The sequence below is a fragment of the Blautia sp. SF-50 genome (genome assembly GCF_900101315.1).
In the GTDB taxonomy this organism is placed as follows: Bacteria; Bacillota; Clostridia; order Lachnospirales; family Lachnospiraceae; genus Blautia_A; species Blautia_A fusiformis.
The window spans coordinates 177,087-192,673 of record NZ_FMUW01000004.1; the positions used below are offsets into that span (position 1 = coordinate 177,087).

Genomic DNA, 15,587 nt, shown 5'->3' on the forward strand with positions numbered 1-15,587 from the left:
TTAAAAATAAGAAATAATTATCTGCCGTACGACGGCAAAAGAAAAAAGTACAAATAAGAATCGAACATTTGTACTTTTTTCTTGCGTTAATCTATATACTTTCAAAAATTTATTTGATATAATAGGGACTGTTACAAGAACAAACAGTAAAAATATGACAGGACCGGAGGTTAGTATTTTCAGGTATTTCCGAGTGCTGTTTTATCCGCAAATATTAGTTTTGTGACTTTTATTCGTAACGAGGTGAGAAACACATCTATTCACTATAAAAATGAGCTTTTCGTTACGAATCTGGATACGAATTTTTGGCTGATAATGATCATAGTAAAAGTCACAAATGGAGGGATTTACCATGAATGAGTTCAAATTAAAAGCCCCATACAAGCCAACCGGCGATCAGCCCCAGGCCATCGAGAAATTGGTCGAGGGATTTAAAGAAGGCAACCAGTTCGAGACTTTGCTTGGTGTTACTGGCTCCGGTAAGACTTTCACAATGGCGAATGTCATTGCCCAGTTAAATAAACCAACTCTGGTACTTGCCCACAATAAAACACTGGCGGCCCAGCTTTACGGCGAGATGAAAGAATTTTTTCCTGAGAACGCAGTGGAATATTTTGTCTCCTACTACGACTACTACCAGCCGGAGGCTTACGTTCCTTCCACAGACACCTACATCGCCAAGGATGCATCCACCAACGACGAGATCGATAAACTCCGCCTTTCTGCCACAGCGGCCTTATGTGAGCGGAAAGACGTGATCGTAGTTTCATCGGTATCCTGTATCTATGGCTTAGGTGCACCTCAGGAGTTTTTTGATATGATGATCTCTCTTCGCCCTGGAATGGAGAAGGACCGTGATGAGGTTATCAAACAGCTGATCGATATCCAGTACACAAGAAATGAGATGGATTTTCACCGTGGAACCTTTCGTGTCCGGGGTGATGTGCTGGAGATCTTTCCGGCGAATTCTACAGACCGGGCAGTACGGGTGGAGTTTTTCGGAGATGAGATCGAGCGTATCACAGATATCGATGTGCTTACCGGAGAGATCAAAAGTGTGGAAAGCCATGCAGCGATTTTCCCTGCATCTCATTACGTTGTGCCTCAGGAGCAGATCCGTCGTGCAGCAGATGCCATTTTGGAAGAGATGAAGCAGCAGGTGGAATACTTTAAAAGTGAGGATAAGCTGATCGAGGCTCAGAGAATTGCGGAGCGTACCAACTTTGATGTGGAAATGATGAAGGAAACGGGATTCTGCTCCGGGATCGAGAACTACTCCAGGCACCTGACAGGGCTTGCACCGGGGCAGCCACCGTATACACTGATGGATTACTTCGGAGATGATTTTTTACTTATTATAGATGAGTCCCATAAGACAGTTCCCCAGGTTGGCGGTATGTATGCCGGTGATCAGAGCCGTAAACAGACACTGGTGGATTACGGCTTCCGACTTCCATCTGCCAAGGATAACCGTCCATTGAGCTTTGATGAATTCGAGAACAAGCTTGACCAGGTAATGTTTGTATCTGCGACACCGGGAGAATATGAATATGACCATGAGCTTCTCCGCGCAGAGCAGATCATCCGTCCTACAGGGCTTCTTGATCCGAAGGTGGAGGTGCGTCCGATCGAAGGACAGATCGATGATCTTGTAGCAGAAGTAAATAAGGAAATTGAAAAGAAAAATAAAGTCCTGATCACGACTCTGACCAAACGTATGGCAGAGGACCTTACCGATTATATGAAGAATCTGGGAATCCGTGTCCGATACCTTCATTCAGACATTGACACTCTGGAACGTGCGGAAATCATCCGCGATATGCGCCTGGATGTGTTTGATGTGCTGGTCGGGATCAACCTTCTGCGAGAAGGACTGGATATTCCGGAGATCACGCTGGTAGCGATCCTGGATGCAGATAAAGAGGGCTTCCTCCGTTCGGAAACATCCCTGGTACAGACCATCGGCCGTGCAGCACGAAACAGCGAAGGCCATGTGATCATGTATGCAGATAATATGACAGAATCCATGGAAAAAGCAATCTCGGAGACAGAAAGAAGGAGAGCGATACAGGAGGCTTACAACAGGGAGCATGGCATCACTCCAACCACGATCAAGAAGGCGGTCCGTGATCTGATCGCTGTTTCGAAGAAGGTGGCAGAGACAGAAGTGAAGCTTAAAAAGGATCCGGAATCCATGAACCGAAAAGAACTGACGAAGGTGATCGCTCAGGTAGAGAAGCAGATGCGTGCTGCGGCAGCAGACCTGAATTTCGAGCAGGCTGCTGAGCTGAGAGACAAGATGCTTGAATTAAAGAAGAATTTGGAAGAATTAATGGAATAGGCTGCAAAGCAGCTGACAGTACAACACCCCTGGCTGTTACAGCCAGGGGTGTTACCGGGTATGCTCGATCTGTTTTTAGGAAAAGCTTATTTTGTAGTTGAAAAGCCCAGGGAGCGCAGGGTGATGCCGGAGCCCTTGAGAAGATCAGCCCAATATGGAACAGCCATATCCAGAGTGTCATTTGCAATTTCGGAAGCATCTTTTTGTGTCAGGATCTCATAAGGATCTGTAAGCTTGGAAGAACTGATCCTGGGAGCAGCCTCTGTAACACAGACTGTGCCCGGCAGAATTGTCGATTCTGCCGGGAGTATGGACAGTACAAAGACTGTCATCAGAGATATCAGGATTTTTCTCCATTTTTTCATAGCGATCCCTCCTTCGAAAAAATATGATGGTTCTCTTTATTGATTGATTATAAGTAAAATTCCGGAGAAGGGCACTGGCATTTGTGCCAGTAACTTTGTTATAAAGAAGAGAAGAAGTTATGTATGCTGTTCCCGATAGGCGGAAGGTGTGATCCCCATTTTCTTTTTGAAGCTGGTGCTGAAATAATATTGATTGGCATAACCACATTTCAGGCTGATCTCCTTCAGACTCATAGTAGTCGTAGTCAGGTAACGGGCGGCTGCGGAAATTCGCTGAGATGTGATAAAGTCACTGAGACTGATTCCCTGATTTTTTTTGAAAAGAGCACTTAAATAAGCAGGGCTTACATTGGTAGAGGCAGCAATATCATTGAGGCAGAGCGTATTGTCAGTGTAGTGTTCGTTGATATAGGAAATCACCAGTTCGCAGAGCTTCTGGTGATAATCATTCATGGAGGAATCAAGCTTCCGGCATAAAAGATGGCATAGATCCTTCAGCCATTGACATAGCTCTTCCGTATTATGAAACTCATTTATGTGGTTGTAAACATACAAAATTTTAGCTTCCAGGTCATGAGTATCCAGATTTAATTCATAGAAAAATTTCAGAATTCGGCCGAGAAGAGAATAGATCTGTATGAAAGCGAAATTCTTTGTGCGAAATTTCTGGGTAAGCCAGTCGGAAAAATTCTGAAACCAGATATCTATGGCCGAGGTATCCTTTTTACAGAGAAGCCGGATCAGTTCATCTTCCTTTGTGTCTGAAAAATCTGCAACAGACAGATCGGAACCCAGAGCGTCTCTTCCGTCAAAGATATTCTGATGCGGGAAAAAGAATCTGTATTCCAGTGCATGTACGGCGCTTTTATAAGAATGGTTCAGGTTCCAAAAATCCTGGACAATTGTTCCAATGCCTGCGTTGAGAGAAAGGCCCAGTGGCTGGCAGGCATCTACGATTGAGGAAATAAGTCCGCTGGTAAGCTGGCGGAAGCTATTGGACTGAAAATAAAAAAGTCAAAAGGATATCTGAACAGAGGCTGTCCACTCAAATCTAAAGGTTGTCTACAAACAGGCAGACCAGGCAGGATACATCAGCAAAGAGCTGGTTTATCCACCGTCATTATGCTGAAAAAGCTAATGACCGGAATTGGCAGTAATACAAAAATCTGTTATAATCAGAACCAGTATAAAGACAGGAGTTCCGGTTATGGCATTTAAGTACACAGAAGAACAACTGAATAAACTTGACAAAGAATTGTTGATACATCTATTCCTGGGCATGCAGGAACAAATGGAAGAACTGACCAGACAGACACAGTCATTAAATGACAAGATGCAGCTGATGATGGAACAACTGATCCTTTCCAAAAAGAACCGTTTCGGAAGATCCAGTGAAAAGATGTCCGAACCAGAACAGATCTGTTTTATGGAGATTGATGGAACGATTGTGTTCTTTAATGAGGCAGAAGCTGTCTGTGATCTGGATGCACCAGAACCAGATGACCTGGAACTGAAAATGCCAAAGGAGAAAAAACAGCCCGAAAAAAAAGCTGCTGACATAGCATCCCTTCCTGTCAACCGTATCGATCATTACATGAGCAAAGAGGAACTGACAGCCGAATTCGGTGAGAATGGATGGAAACAGCTTCCAGATGCTGTCTCAAGGTGCTATAAATTTGTTCCGGCTCGCGTCGAGATAGAAGAACATCATATCGGTGTGTATTCAAGCAAGCTTGATGAACATATGGTAAAAGCTCCTCATTCTCGGAATTTGCTTCGTGGAAGTCTTGTTTCACCGTCCCCTTGCAGCAGCAATCATAAACGGTAAATATGTAAATGCGGTGCCTTTGTATCGTCTCGAAAAGGAATTCGAGCGGTATGGTCTTGCCATCACCAGACAGAACATGGCAAACTGGATGATCCGGCTGGGGGAAGAATATCTGGGAGTTTTGTATGACCATCTACATAAGCTTCTGTATGATTATCATGTAATACAGGCCGATGAAACTCCGGCCCTCGTCAATAAAGACGGACGTTCTGCCGGAAGTAAGAGTTACATGTGGGACTACCGGTCAGGGTTTATGTATCCGGAGCGTCAGATCGTCCTCTATGAATACCAGAAGACGCGTAAGGCATCACATCCCAGAAATTTTTTAAAGGATTACACTGGAATCTGTGTTATGGATGGATACCAGGTATATCATACGCTTGAAAAAGAGCGTGAAGATCTGAGGATTGCCGGCTGCTGGGTTCACTGCAGACGTCGCTTCTATGATGCGTTAGAAGTCATCCCGAAAGCGCATCAGAAAGAATCATCCTGCATCTGTTTATAAAACAGATACAAGCCATTTACCGGGAAGAAGGAAAACTAGCAGGTCTTTCATCAGAAGAAAGGCTTGCCCAGCGTCAACTGGTGGTGAAACCACTAGTGGATTATTACATTTGTTGGAGTATTTGTATTGGATTTTTGGGGTCTGCTAATATCAAAAATAATTTATTTGCAGAAGGTATATTTCTAGATGATGAATTTCAGGTATCTTTTAAATGGAGTTAAGAAATCCTAAATTTTAGAATTTGCTGATTTATTACTTAAATCGTTGTTTCTTAATGTTTGACAAGTTCTAAGTTTAAATATCTCATCGTGTATGCTTGAATAAATTTTAAACTTGGGAATTTAATATCATAATATGAAAGTGTGGAAAAAATGGCAGGGATTAAAGATGTTGCAAAAATGGCAGGAGTAGGTGTGGGAACAGTTTCAAGAATGCTTAATGACAGTGGATATGTTTCTCTGGATACGAGGGCCAAAATAGAAGCTGCTATGAAAGAATTGAATTATACACCGAATGAACTTGCCAGAAATCTGTATTATAAAAAAAGTGGTATAATTGCGGTACTTGTACCGAATGTATCCAATCCTTTTTTTGCTGAGTTTGTTGATTGTGTAGAAGAAGAACTGCGCAAAGCCGGCTTCAAAATTATGTTATGTAACACATTGAAAGATGTAAAGGCTGAAGCTGAATATCTGGATTTGCTGAACAGACATATTGTAGATGGGATAATTGCGGGAATGTCTTCTTTGGATGAAAGTGAGTATTCTAAAATTCATAAGCCGATTGTTGCACTTGACAGATATCTGGGAGAAGAAATTCCGGTAGTAACTGTGGACCATAAAATGGGTGGACGTCTGGCAGCAGAAGTGTTGCAGCGTAATGGCTGCAAAAGAATACTTCATTTCAGAAGTACTGCGGAAAAAGAGTCTTTATATCATGATCGTCATGCAGAATTTCAAAAAATTATGGATGAGCAGGGAATAGAAACCTATTGTTATGATCTGGACTGGCGGCGTTTGGATATTCAGTATTATCATCAGGTTGCAGAAGAAGTTATTGAAAAAAAACTGAAATTTGATGGGGTGTTTGGTGTAGACCGACTGGCTATTGAATGCATGAATGGATTGATCAGACAACACAAAAAAATTCCGGAAGAGGTAAAAATAGTTTCTTATGATGGAACGTATATTACAGAATTGGTAGAACCGCAAATAAGTACAATTGTTCAGCCCATTGACAGAATGGCAGAGGAATCTGTAAAAAGCCTTTGTGAACTGATTAATGGAAAAAAGGTGAAAAATAAAAAAAGTATTTTAATACCTGAATTCCGTAAAGGCGGAACAACAGTATGAACAGATGTCATACACGTGTTGTGCATTTGTTACAAAACAAAGGATGAAAAACAAAGATAAGTACAAAATATTTGTATATAATTTATAAAAAAAATAAAAAGCCTATAATTAGATTGACAAAAACAACAAAAAGTTTATAATGAAATTAACAAGATGAAGAAAACATAATGTTTTTTAAACAATGTGGAACGCGTTCCACATTGCGAAAACAAAATTTGTTTTCACAATGTTAACCCGTAAAATTAGATTACTCCGGAGAATATCTAAAGCGGTTGAAACAGTATGTAAATGGAACGGCATGATATTTACTATCATGGAATTTAGAATCTTTAAGAATAGGAGATTAAAAATGAGAAAAAAGATTGTTAATTCATTAATTACAGCAACTGTGATTGGAAGTATGCTTACAGGAATGGCAGTTCCCTGTTTTGCCGGTGGGAAAAAGGACGGTGGAAATAGTATTACAGTTCTTGTAGAAAGTGGTTCACCTGCAGAAGCACTTGCCAATAATACAGCAGCTGATTTCGAGAAAGAAACAGGCTGTAAGGTTGTTGTTGATGCTGTTGCCTATACTGGTATGTATGATAAGCTTTCTACCGAAATTAAAGCAGGACAGACTGCTCATGATGTTGCATGTATGGATTTTGTATGGCTGGCAGCTTTTGCTGATGCAATCGAACCAATTACAGATGCAGATACCAGTGATTTCCTTCCAACGTTGGAAGAAAGTGGAACAATAGATGGTAATCTCCTGGGATATCCGATGTGGGTAAACGCTAAGATCCTTATTTACAGAAAAGATCTGATTCCGGAAGATAAAGTGCCAAAAACTTGGGATGAATATAAAGCACTGGCAAAAGAAATGAAAACAGATGATATGTACGGAACAACAGTTTTTGGCAGTGGTTCTGACGCAGTTTGTTCCTTCCTTGATTTTGCCTGCCAGGCCGGTGCAGATGGATTAGTATATGACAAGGATGGAAATGTAAATATTACAGATCAGCCATATGTGGATGCGCTTGATTTTATGGTTGAAATGGCAAATGAAGATTGTACGCCATCAGATTCGCTGGCTACGGCTTCTACAGAGTCTCAGGAACTTTTCAATAATGGTAAAGTTGCAATGCAGTTGAACTGGAGCCATCAGTATCCTGCAGCTGTTGAGGCACTTGGAGCAGATAAGGTTGGATGTGCACCAATGATTGCCGGTAGTGCAGGAGTAGGAGCAACCACAGGTCCATGGTATGAATCTGTAATGAAAAATTCTGAGAATAAAGACATGGCACTGAAATATGTAGAATATATGTATGATCATAATGCAGATTATATGAACGGAACCCTTAAGATTGCCGGCAGAACTTCTGTTTATGAGAAAGCTGGAAAAGAGGCTGGTAATGAGCATACAACAGCAGTTTTTGACACATTGAATGAAAAACAGTCTCAGCCAAGACCTATGGTTTCAACCTGGTCACAGGTAGAGGAGGTTCTTACAGGTGTTGTAGAATCCTGTCTGGGTGGAGCAGATGTGAAAGAAACCCTTGAATCTGCAAAAGAAGAGATTGAGGCAATTGGGAAGTAAAGTGACAAAGTAATAAAGAAAAAGCAGATTGCAGACATCTACCAAATAATAAAAAATGTAATTAAAGCAAGGGTGATTTTACCTGGACATCGAACACACTAACTATGAACACACTAATCTATGATGTATGAGGCAGGGAGTAAATCGCCCTTGATCTTTATAAGAAAGCGGGAAATATTATGAAATTGATATCAAAAAAAACACTATTGCTGTTTTTTCTTCCTGGCGCGATTTTCATGGGTGCCTTTTTGATTTATCCTATTTTTAAAATGGTATTTGACAGTTTCTTTAAGGTTGGAATTACAGGAACCAGAACTTTTATTGGATTTGATAATTATATTAAAGCATTTACAGCTGGCGGTTTTTTGAAGCAGCTGAAAAATACATTGATTTATATTTTGATTGCGGTATCTGTGGAAACAGTTTTAGGATTTATTTTTGCATTATTATTTGAACTTGATTATAAGGGCAGTAAAATAGTACGTTCATTAATGATGACACCACTTATGATCGCACCGCTGGTTGCAGGTCTTATCTGGAAATTGATGATGAGTTCAAACTTTGGTATTGTCAATGAGTTTCTGACCAGAATAGGGATCTTATCCAGTCCAAGTGAAATTTTGTGGCTTGCAGATTCCCGATGGTCATTGATCGCCTGTTGTATTGCAGATATATGGCTGACTACACCGTTTATGATGCTGATGATTCTGGCTGGCCTTCAGGGATTGGATACCAGCGTGTCAGAAGCTGCAAGAATGGATGGAGCAAGTAAGCTGCAGGAAATTTTTTACATAAAAATGCCGGGAATTAAACCGGTTCTGTTGACAGCATTGTCAGTGAGAATTATAGATGCGGCAAAGACTTTTGATATTATCTGGGCAATGACAGAAGGTGGACCTAACAGTTCATCGGAGACAATCAGTATTATTATTTATAAGACACTTGTAAAGTATAATAATACAGGATATGCCAGTGCAATGGCTGTTATCTTTATCATAGTTCTTGTAGTGTTTACATTAGTATTTATGCAGAGTTTATGGAATCCAAAGAAAAAGTAAAAGCTGTCAAAGAAAAACAGTAGTAAAAAGGATTCAATAAGGAGACCAAAATGAAGAAAGGTAATAGTATCAAACTAAAAATAGCAGTTATTATTTCTATAATTATTACAATATTCTGGCTGCTTCCATATATTTATGTAATTTGTTGTTCGTTTAAACCCGGATCAGAGGTAATTGCTGTTCCACCATCTTTTCTTCCAAAAAGCTTTTCAGTTGAAAATTTTACTCAATTATTTGTAAGAATGGATGCAGGTGGGTATTTGCTGAACAGTTTGATCACAGCAGTTTGCAGTACAATTATTGCAGTTATCCTGGGTTCACTGGCTGCATATGCTATTCAGAGATCTGGAGCGAAGCTGTCAGTAGGACTGGTGGTATTGATTTTATGCCTGAAAATGATTCCTACATCCAGTATTGCAGTACCTATTTATGAGATTATTTGTAATATGGGATTGTATGATACCAGAATTGCATTGATTATTGTTTATGCGGCAGTAAACATGCCTTTTGTAATGTGGACAATGCTTAGCTTTTATGAGGGAATACCGTCTACTTTGGATGAGGCTGCATATGTAGATGGCGCTTCCAGCCTTCAGACATTCAGAAAGGTTATTTTGCCGATCTGTAAGCCGGGACTTGCAACTGCCTTTATATTCACATTGTTCCTGGCATGGAATGATTTCCTTATTTCTCTGTTGCTGACCAGTATGAATGCTAAAACATTTACAGTAGGTCTTGCCGGTTTCCTGTCAGCGTATAATCTTGACCTTGGACCGATGTGTGCAGGAGCATTTTTATTTAGCTTCCCGGTAATGATCTTATCAATGTTTGCACAGAGATACATTGTTCAGGGAATGACAGCAGGAGCTGTAAAAGGATGATAAGAATGGAGAAAGCCAGTGAATAAAATATTAATGAAACAAAAAATAGAAAATGCGCAAAAAGAAATTGACAGTAAAAAGATGATTGTTCAAAATGGAAAAATGCGTCAGCATTATCATTTTATGCCCCAAAGTGGGTGGATGAATGATCCTAACGGACTGATCTTTTTTAATGGACAGTATCATGTGTTTTATCAGACGAATCCATATAATGGATTTTGGGATTGTATGCATTGGGGACATGCAGTCAGCAAAGATTTCGTTCATTGGGAATATTTGCCGCTGGCATTGGCACCCAGTGAAGAGTATGATGATTATCAAAAAGGTGGATGTTTTTCCGGCAGTGCAATCGAACACGAAGGTAAGCTATATGTATTTTATACGGCAACTGCAAATCATGGAAACGGAAGTGAGCAAAGCCAGTGTCTTGCTATAAGTGAAGATGGAATAAATTTTGAAAAGTATGACGGAAATCCTCTTTTTGATGCACCGGAAGGTATTCAGCCGGATTCATTCCGCGATCCAAAGGTATGGAAGCATGAAAATAAATATTATATGGTTGTAGGTGCCAGTCGTAATAACAGGGGATTAGCATTGATATATGAATCAGAAGACCTTTATCATTGGAATTTCTTAAACGTGCTGGCAGAAAGCCGCGGAGAATGGGGATTCATGTGGGAATGTCCGGATTTTTATCAGCTAGGTGATAAATACGTTCTCACTTTCTCTCCAATGGGTTCTGGAGATCATACATCAGTATATCTGACAGGAGATTTTGATTACAAAACAGGAAAATTTGACTGGCATATCAGTGGTGAAATGGATTGGGGATTTGATTTTTATGCGCCACAGTCCATGGTTGCTCCTGATGGAAGACGTCTGATTGTTGCCTGGGCGAATGAATGGGAATGGATGCCTCTCTTTAAGGACTGGGGACCTACTTATCAGGAGGGCTGGTGCGGATTTTTTAATGTGATTCGTGAAGTTCGGATGTGCAAGGATGGAACGCTGGCGTTTGTTCCTGTAGAGGAAATGGAAAAAATCCGTGAAAATAAATTTACGCAACGGGAAATACAGGTTACAGAAACACCTCAGCAGTTAAAAGCAGGAGATGGAATCAGCTTTGAGATGAAATTTATATTGGATCTTGAAGAAACTGATGCAGACAGGGTAGAATTGAAGCTTAGATGCGGAAAAGAAAAAGAAACCCGTTGTATTTTTAATCTGAAAAATGGTGAATTGCTGGTAGACAGAAGCTGTGCAGATGGATGGAGCGTAGGAACATCCAGAAGTGTACTTAAGGTCAGTGAAAAAAGTCTGGATGTACATATTTTTTCAGATCAGAGTTCTTTGGAGATATTTACAGATCAATACAGAAATAATCATTCCAATAATATTTTTGCAGGAAATGATCAGGATGAAATAAGTATATCTGCGTTTGGTGGAAGAGCGGTAATCAGAGATTATGAAGCATATGGATTGCAGGAGTGTTTTGATCGGATCAAGTAGGGAAGCGGATCGCGAATATCCGATTGACATGAACTGAAAGCAGGAGGAGTATTGAAATGAAATGTAATAATTATTATGATGTCACTGACTGGCAGGTAGGTAACCCATATACGGATATCGGTGAAGTGATCAACAGTATCATTGTAGACATCAAGAGCAGACAAAAGGATACAAATGTAAATGATGGAGGAAAACCGGGAGCAGTAATTTATATTCCGTCTGGAGATTATCATTTAAAAACGCAGGTAAAAATCGATATCAGTTACTTGAAAATCCAGGGATCAGGACATGGATTTGTGTCTTCAAGTATCCGATATAATGTGCCAAAAGAACAGTGGAAGGATCTTCATGACATCTGGCCGGGCGGCAGCAGAATCCTGGTAGATCTGGAACCATTAAAGGGAGATGAAAGATCCGGTGCTGCTTTTCTGGTGGAACGAGAGGGAGATCCGAGAATCAGTTCCGTGGAGTTTGAAAATTTCTGTATTGATGGACTACATTTTGTAGATGACGGAAATGGAGATCCAGAGAATACATATTTAAATGGAAAAACAGGAATTTATGTAGCCAGTGCACAGGATTCTTTCAGAATTACAGGTATGGGTATTATTTATCTGGAGCATGGAGTGACTCTTTACAATTCTGATGCATTATCTGTTCATGATAATTTTATAGCGGAATGTGGAAATTGTGTAGAACTTCGTGGAGCCGGACAGGCATCTAAAATAACAGATAATCTTATGGGTGCCGGTTATAGAGGTTATACTATTTTTGCTGAAAATTTTGGAGGACTTCTGATTACTTCCAATAACATTTTTCCAAGAGGAAAAAGTATAGTACATCTTAAAGGTGTTCTTAGATCATCAGTAACAGCAAACAGATTTCATTCTTTTTATCCGGGAATGCTGATAATGGAAAGCTGCAGAGAGAATCTCATATCTTCCAATCATTTTCTCAGAGATCATGAACCATGGCCGCCTATGCTGGCATATGATAATGGATTAGAGGATGATTTTGGGTTGATTCATATTCAGGGAAGCAGCAATTCCCTGATTGCTAATCACATTTCAGAGACAATTGAACAGCAATATCTGAAACCGGCAGGCGTAAAACCGATAATCATTCGTTTGGTGTCCGGAAGAGAAAATTACATTGCAAACAATCATATTGTGGCAACAACAAAGGCAGATAAAAAGGAAAACGAGGAAAATAAATCCTGCTTTGATGCGCAGGTAGATGCTCTGTTAAGTATGGATGAATTAGTGAAACTTTCAAGTGAAGTTGTACATATCGATGAAGAATCTACAGATAACATAATATTGGATACATGCAGGGAAAATGAAGCGGCTATGGATTTCTCCAGAAATATATTCAGAGGGATTCCGGTTAAATAAATGTATACACTTACTTCATTGTTTTATTCTGAAGGAGAGGTTACTAAAGATTTGGAGAAATCTCTTAACCATCAAAGCATATAAGCCTGAATTATTCATGAGCATATAAAAATGCTTCAATACTCTAAAACATTAAACTAGTTCCCTTGAAAACAACCGCGTTATCCACAAAAATGGGTAAACTACCCCCCCTGTGAAATTTGATTCCACCACTTTGAACTGTCAAGGTAAGTTAATAGTTGCTATTCCAATTGTACAGTCGCCGCTGGATATTTTCCAGCGGCCTGTAAAATTCCTTTTTATAAGGACAGCTACTACACAGTTTGAAAGTGATATATCTTGCTGAACGGACTGCTCTTGCGGCAATCTTTATCAGCTTTAAACGAATGGTATCCACCTGTTGCTTTCGCATATTTGCAGGAAGTACCAATCGTCTGAACCAATTGAATAAGTTGTACGCAAGCATGTGAAGCCTCATGCGGTTTGCATTTACTACTTTGGAATGACTGCTGACAGCAGCAAAATCAAATCCGCTTTTGCCTTCCTTGATAAAGTTTTCCATTCTGCTACGACCACAGTAAAACTGAATGATCTGATAGGGCTCCATATCCATGTTTGTAACAATAAAGGTGTACATGTGCATCAGCTGACCGTATGGTTTCTCGATTTTGAAAACCACACGTCTTGGATAGTCCCATGGACCAGCCTGATACATGAATTTACCATAAATTACCGCATAACGGATCTGATCTTCTTTGGTCGCTTTGTACAAGTCTTCCTCTTTATCGGAAGCAAGGCAAGGAGTGAAGAATTCTGTTTTAGACGGATGGCATAGGAACAGCCATTCATCTCACAGATTTTATAAAGCCTAGGAGATGAAAATCCGCTGTCTCCACGAAGATAAATTTATGGAGCCCCTCTTTCCAGGTATTCCAGAAAGAGGGGCTCCATAAATTTATCTGCATCGTTGCTACAGTGGAGTGTTCCATCACGAAGTTCTGCTTTGAGCAGATATCCAGTCAATCCATCATAGCACAGTAACGGATGATATCCGTGTGCCTGATAATGGAAGTTGAAGCCTTCCCCTTCTTGACTACCATAAGTGCCAAACAAAGTGCTGTCCAGGTCCAGAAGCATATGCTCCGGACGCTTGATAGAATAGATGATGTCCCTGAGACATTTGTCAATGTCATCAAACTGCAGGAGGGTATCCTCATCCATACGGTTAAAAATCTTGACAATGTCGGCTGCGAAGCCAGACGGTCTTTTTCAAGGATCGCATTGAAAACAGGATCCAAAGTCAATTCATCAGAACAGTCATCTTCGAAATAAGCAGAGAGGATCCGATAAATCATCTGCATCAGATTTTCATCGTCTTTGTGAAAGAGGACAGATTTATCATTGGCTTTAAATTTCTTTTTTATTAGCTTTGAAAAGCCGATTTTTGCAGCGAATTCCTTTATCAGAAGAAGTCCTGCATCGGAGGATAATCACCTCCGTCAAAATTTATTTTAATTTGTCTATTGCTTTTCAGTGTTAAGGTGTTTAAAATATTCATAGAGAGCCCCTTTCTGTGGTATGTATTTGGATTCGACACCTAAATTTTACCACATATTTGGTCTCTTTTTCTATTCACTTAAAAGATGAAATGCAATAAACAACTTAAACACAGTAACTGTGTGGCTTTCAGCCACTTTCACGGCACAGCCGTGAATAATTCAGGTTTATTATAAAGTGGTATCCGTTGGAAGATGGGTTCTGTTTGCAATCGTGGCTTTTCTGATCGTCGGCCTTACACTTGTGTGCAAATTATGCTTAAACGGAATGCCAGTTCCGCTACTGCGGAACGGCTATTCCATTTTTAACGGTACGAAGTACCGCTAGATTACATCATTCTGTTTCACGCATATTTATACCGTTCATCTCCAGACGATACGTATGGTGCTTATCCGTGATTCGTGTAAGACACGCATCGGCGTAGGTGTTATCGGCAAACATATCGAACCATGTGCTGACTGGAAATTGTGAGATGACTACAGTTGATTTTCTTCCATCTCTGGTGTCAAGGACTTCAAAGAGATCCCGGCATTTATCAAGGTCGAGATCCATAAGACCGAAATCATCGATCACAAGCAGATCCAGCTTGGTCAGTTTATTCAGGTAATCCAGATTTGTGGATTTGATGCGTGCCTGTTCCATTTCACTCATAAGTGTGTTCGCTTTTATATACTTTACACTCTTGGACTGCTTCATTGCAGTTATGCAAAAAGCATTGATCAGATACGTTTTTCCACTGGCAGAAGAACCTGTTACAATGAGATTTTTTCCTTCCTCTATCCAATGGCAGGTACTCAGACGTTCTATTATCTGGGTATCAAGCTGACGTTCTGGACGGTAAATGGTTTCATCAAGATCTGCCACCGGGTATCGCAGATGTGCTTCTTTCATCAGACGATTAAAGCGTTTATCTGCCCGTGCCTGCCACTCTGCATCAACCATTGCTGTCATGCGTTCCATAAACGTGTTCAGATCTGCATTGGGATCTTTCATCTGTTCTTCCAGGATATGTGCCATTTCCGGAACGCGGAAACTCTTCAGACGCATGATCAGAGCTTGTTCCTGGGGTGTTAATGTAATGTCATGGGATGAACTCATTTGTATGCCTCCTTTCCACGGATGTTTGTATGGGAAGGAAGTTTTCCGTTTATACCGCTGCTGGAATGATTATTCTGGACCATGCCAAGCACTTTCTTGAAATAAGAATACTTGCAGGCA

10 protein-coding genes and 2 pseudogenes are annotated in these 15,587 nt (G+C 40.4%); 8 read left to right on the forward strand and 4 right to left on the reverse strand.

From position 1 onward, the window contains the following. The first annotated feature begins 352 nt into the window (after positions 1-352). A complete protein-coding gene (gene uvrB, locus BLP57_RS04300; RefSeq protein ID WP_092069623.1) occupies positions 353-2,341 on the forward strand; it encodes an excinuclease ABC subunit UvrB in 1,989 nt (662 codons plus the stop codon). Positions 2,342-2,427: 86 nt separating this feature from the next. Here uvrB and BLP57_RS04305 read toward each other — a convergent pair whose 3' ends face one another. Continuing rightward, positions 2,428-2,706: a hypothetical protein gene (locus BLP57_RS04305; RefSeq protein ID WP_092069626.1), complete on the reverse strand. Its 279-nt coding sequence runs from the start codon at positions 2,704-2,706 to the stop codon at positions 2,428-2,430. A 117-nt stretch (positions 2,707-2,823) separates the two neighbouring features. Then, positions 2,824-3,159, reverse strand: a complete 336-nt coding sequence (locus BLP57_RS18175) for a helix-turn-helix domain-containing protein (protein ID WP_242872551.1) — start codon at positions 3,157-3,159, stop codon at positions 2,824-2,826. A 754-nt stretch (positions 3,160-3,913) separates the two neighbouring features. Between BLP57_RS18175 and tnpC the strand changes: the two are divergent. The 7 genes and pseudogenes from tnpC to BLP57_RS04345 all read left to right on the forward strand — a co-directional run. Continuing rightward, positions 3,914-5,155: pseudogene (gene tnpC, locus BLP57_RS18645) on the forward strand (IS66 family transposase); the annotation flags it as partial. 255 nt (positions 5,156-5,410) lie between these two features. Further along, positions 5,411-6,391 (forward strand): LacI family DNA-binding transcriptional regulator, encoded by a 981-nt coding sequence (locus BLP57_RS04320; protein WP_092069632.1) that lies wholly within the window; start codon positions 5,411-5,413, stop codon positions 6,389-6,391. A 349-nt stretch (positions 6,392-6,740) separates the two neighbouring features. Then, a complete protein-coding gene (locus BLP57_RS04325; RefSeq protein ID WP_092069635.1) occupies positions 6,741-7,970 on the forward strand; it encodes an ABC transporter substrate-binding protein in 1,230 nt (409 codons plus the stop codon). 179 nt (positions 7,971-8,149) lie between these two features. Continuing rightward, positions 8,150-9,028, forward strand: coding sequence for a carbohydrate ABC transporter permease (locus tag BLP57_RS04330; RefSeq protein ID WP_092069638.1), 879 nt, complete (start codon positions 8,150-8,152; stop codon positions 9,026-9,028). Between the two features lie 260 nt (positions 9,029-9,288). Further along, positions 9,289-9,909, forward strand: a complete 621-nt coding sequence (locus BLP57_RS04335) for a carbohydrate ABC transporter permease (protein WP_242872552.1) — start codon at positions 9,289-9,291, stop codon at positions 9,907-9,909. An 18-nt stretch (positions 9,910-9,927) separates the two neighbouring features. Next, complete coding sequence (locus BLP57_RS04340) at positions 9,928-11,418, forward strand: glycoside hydrolase family 32 protein (protein WP_092069645.1); 1,491 nt, start codon at positions 9,928-9,930, stop codon at positions 11,416-11,418. 56 nt (positions 11,419-11,474) lie between these two features. Continuing rightward, positions 11,475-12,812 (forward strand): NosD domain-containing protein, encoded by a 1,338-nt coding sequence (locus tag BLP57_RS04345; RefSeq protein WP_015527065.1) that lies wholly within the window; start codon positions 11,475-11,477, stop codon positions 12,810-12,812. Between the two features lie 232 nt (positions 12,813-13,044). On the opposite strand, the pseudogene BLP57_RS04350 reads toward BLP57_RS04345, so the two are convergent. Together BLP57_RS04350 and BLP57_RS04355 are read right to left on the reverse strand one after the other, a co-directional pair. Then, positions 13,045-14,370: pseudogene (locus tag BLP57_RS04350) on the reverse strand (IS1380 family transposase). Positions 14,371-14,702: 332 nt separating this feature from the next. After that, positions 14,703-15,467 (reverse strand): ATP-binding protein, encoded by a 765-nt coding sequence (locus BLP57_RS04355; RefSeq protein WP_092069648.1) that lies wholly within the window; start codon positions 15,465-15,467, stop codon positions 14,703-14,705. Positions 15,468-15,587 lie beyond the last annotated feature (120 nt).

What these genes read in the sequence shown, in the direction of transcription:
- BLP57_RS04330 (WP_092069638.1), top strand. Translation starts at nt 8,150, where the DNA reads ATGAAATTGATATCAAAAAAAACACTATTGCTGTTTTTTCTTCCTGGC.
- BLP57_RS04325 (WP_092069635.1), top strand. Translation starts at nt 6,741, where the DNA reads ATGAGAAAAAAGATTGTTAATTCATTAATTACAGCAACTGTGATTGGA.
- BLP57_RS18175 (WP_242872551.1), bottom strand. Translation starts at nt 3,159, where the DNA reads ATGAATGATTATCACCAGAAGCTCTGCGAACTGGTGATTTCCTATATC.
- BLP57_RS04320 (WP_092069632.1), top strand. Translation starts at nt 5,411, where the DNA reads ATGGCAGGGATTAAAGATGTTGCAAAAATGGCAGGAGTAGGTGTGGGA.
- BLP57_RS04345 (WP_015527065.1), top strand. Translation starts at nt 11,475, where the DNA reads ATGAAATGTAATAATTATTATGATGTCACTGACTGGCAGGTAGGTAAC.
- BLP57_RS04305 (WP_092069626.1), bottom strand. Translation starts at nt 2,706, where the DNA reads ATGAAAAAATGGAGAAAAATCCTGATATCTCTGATGACAGTCTTTGTA.
- uvrB (WP_092069623.1), top strand. Translation starts at nt 353, where the DNA reads ATGAATGAGTTCAAATTAAAAGCCCCATACAAGCCAACCGGCGATCAG.
- BLP57_RS04355 (WP_092069648.1), bottom strand. Translation starts at nt 15,467, where the DNA reads ATGAGTTCATCCCATGACATTACATTAACACCCCAGGAACAAGCTCTG.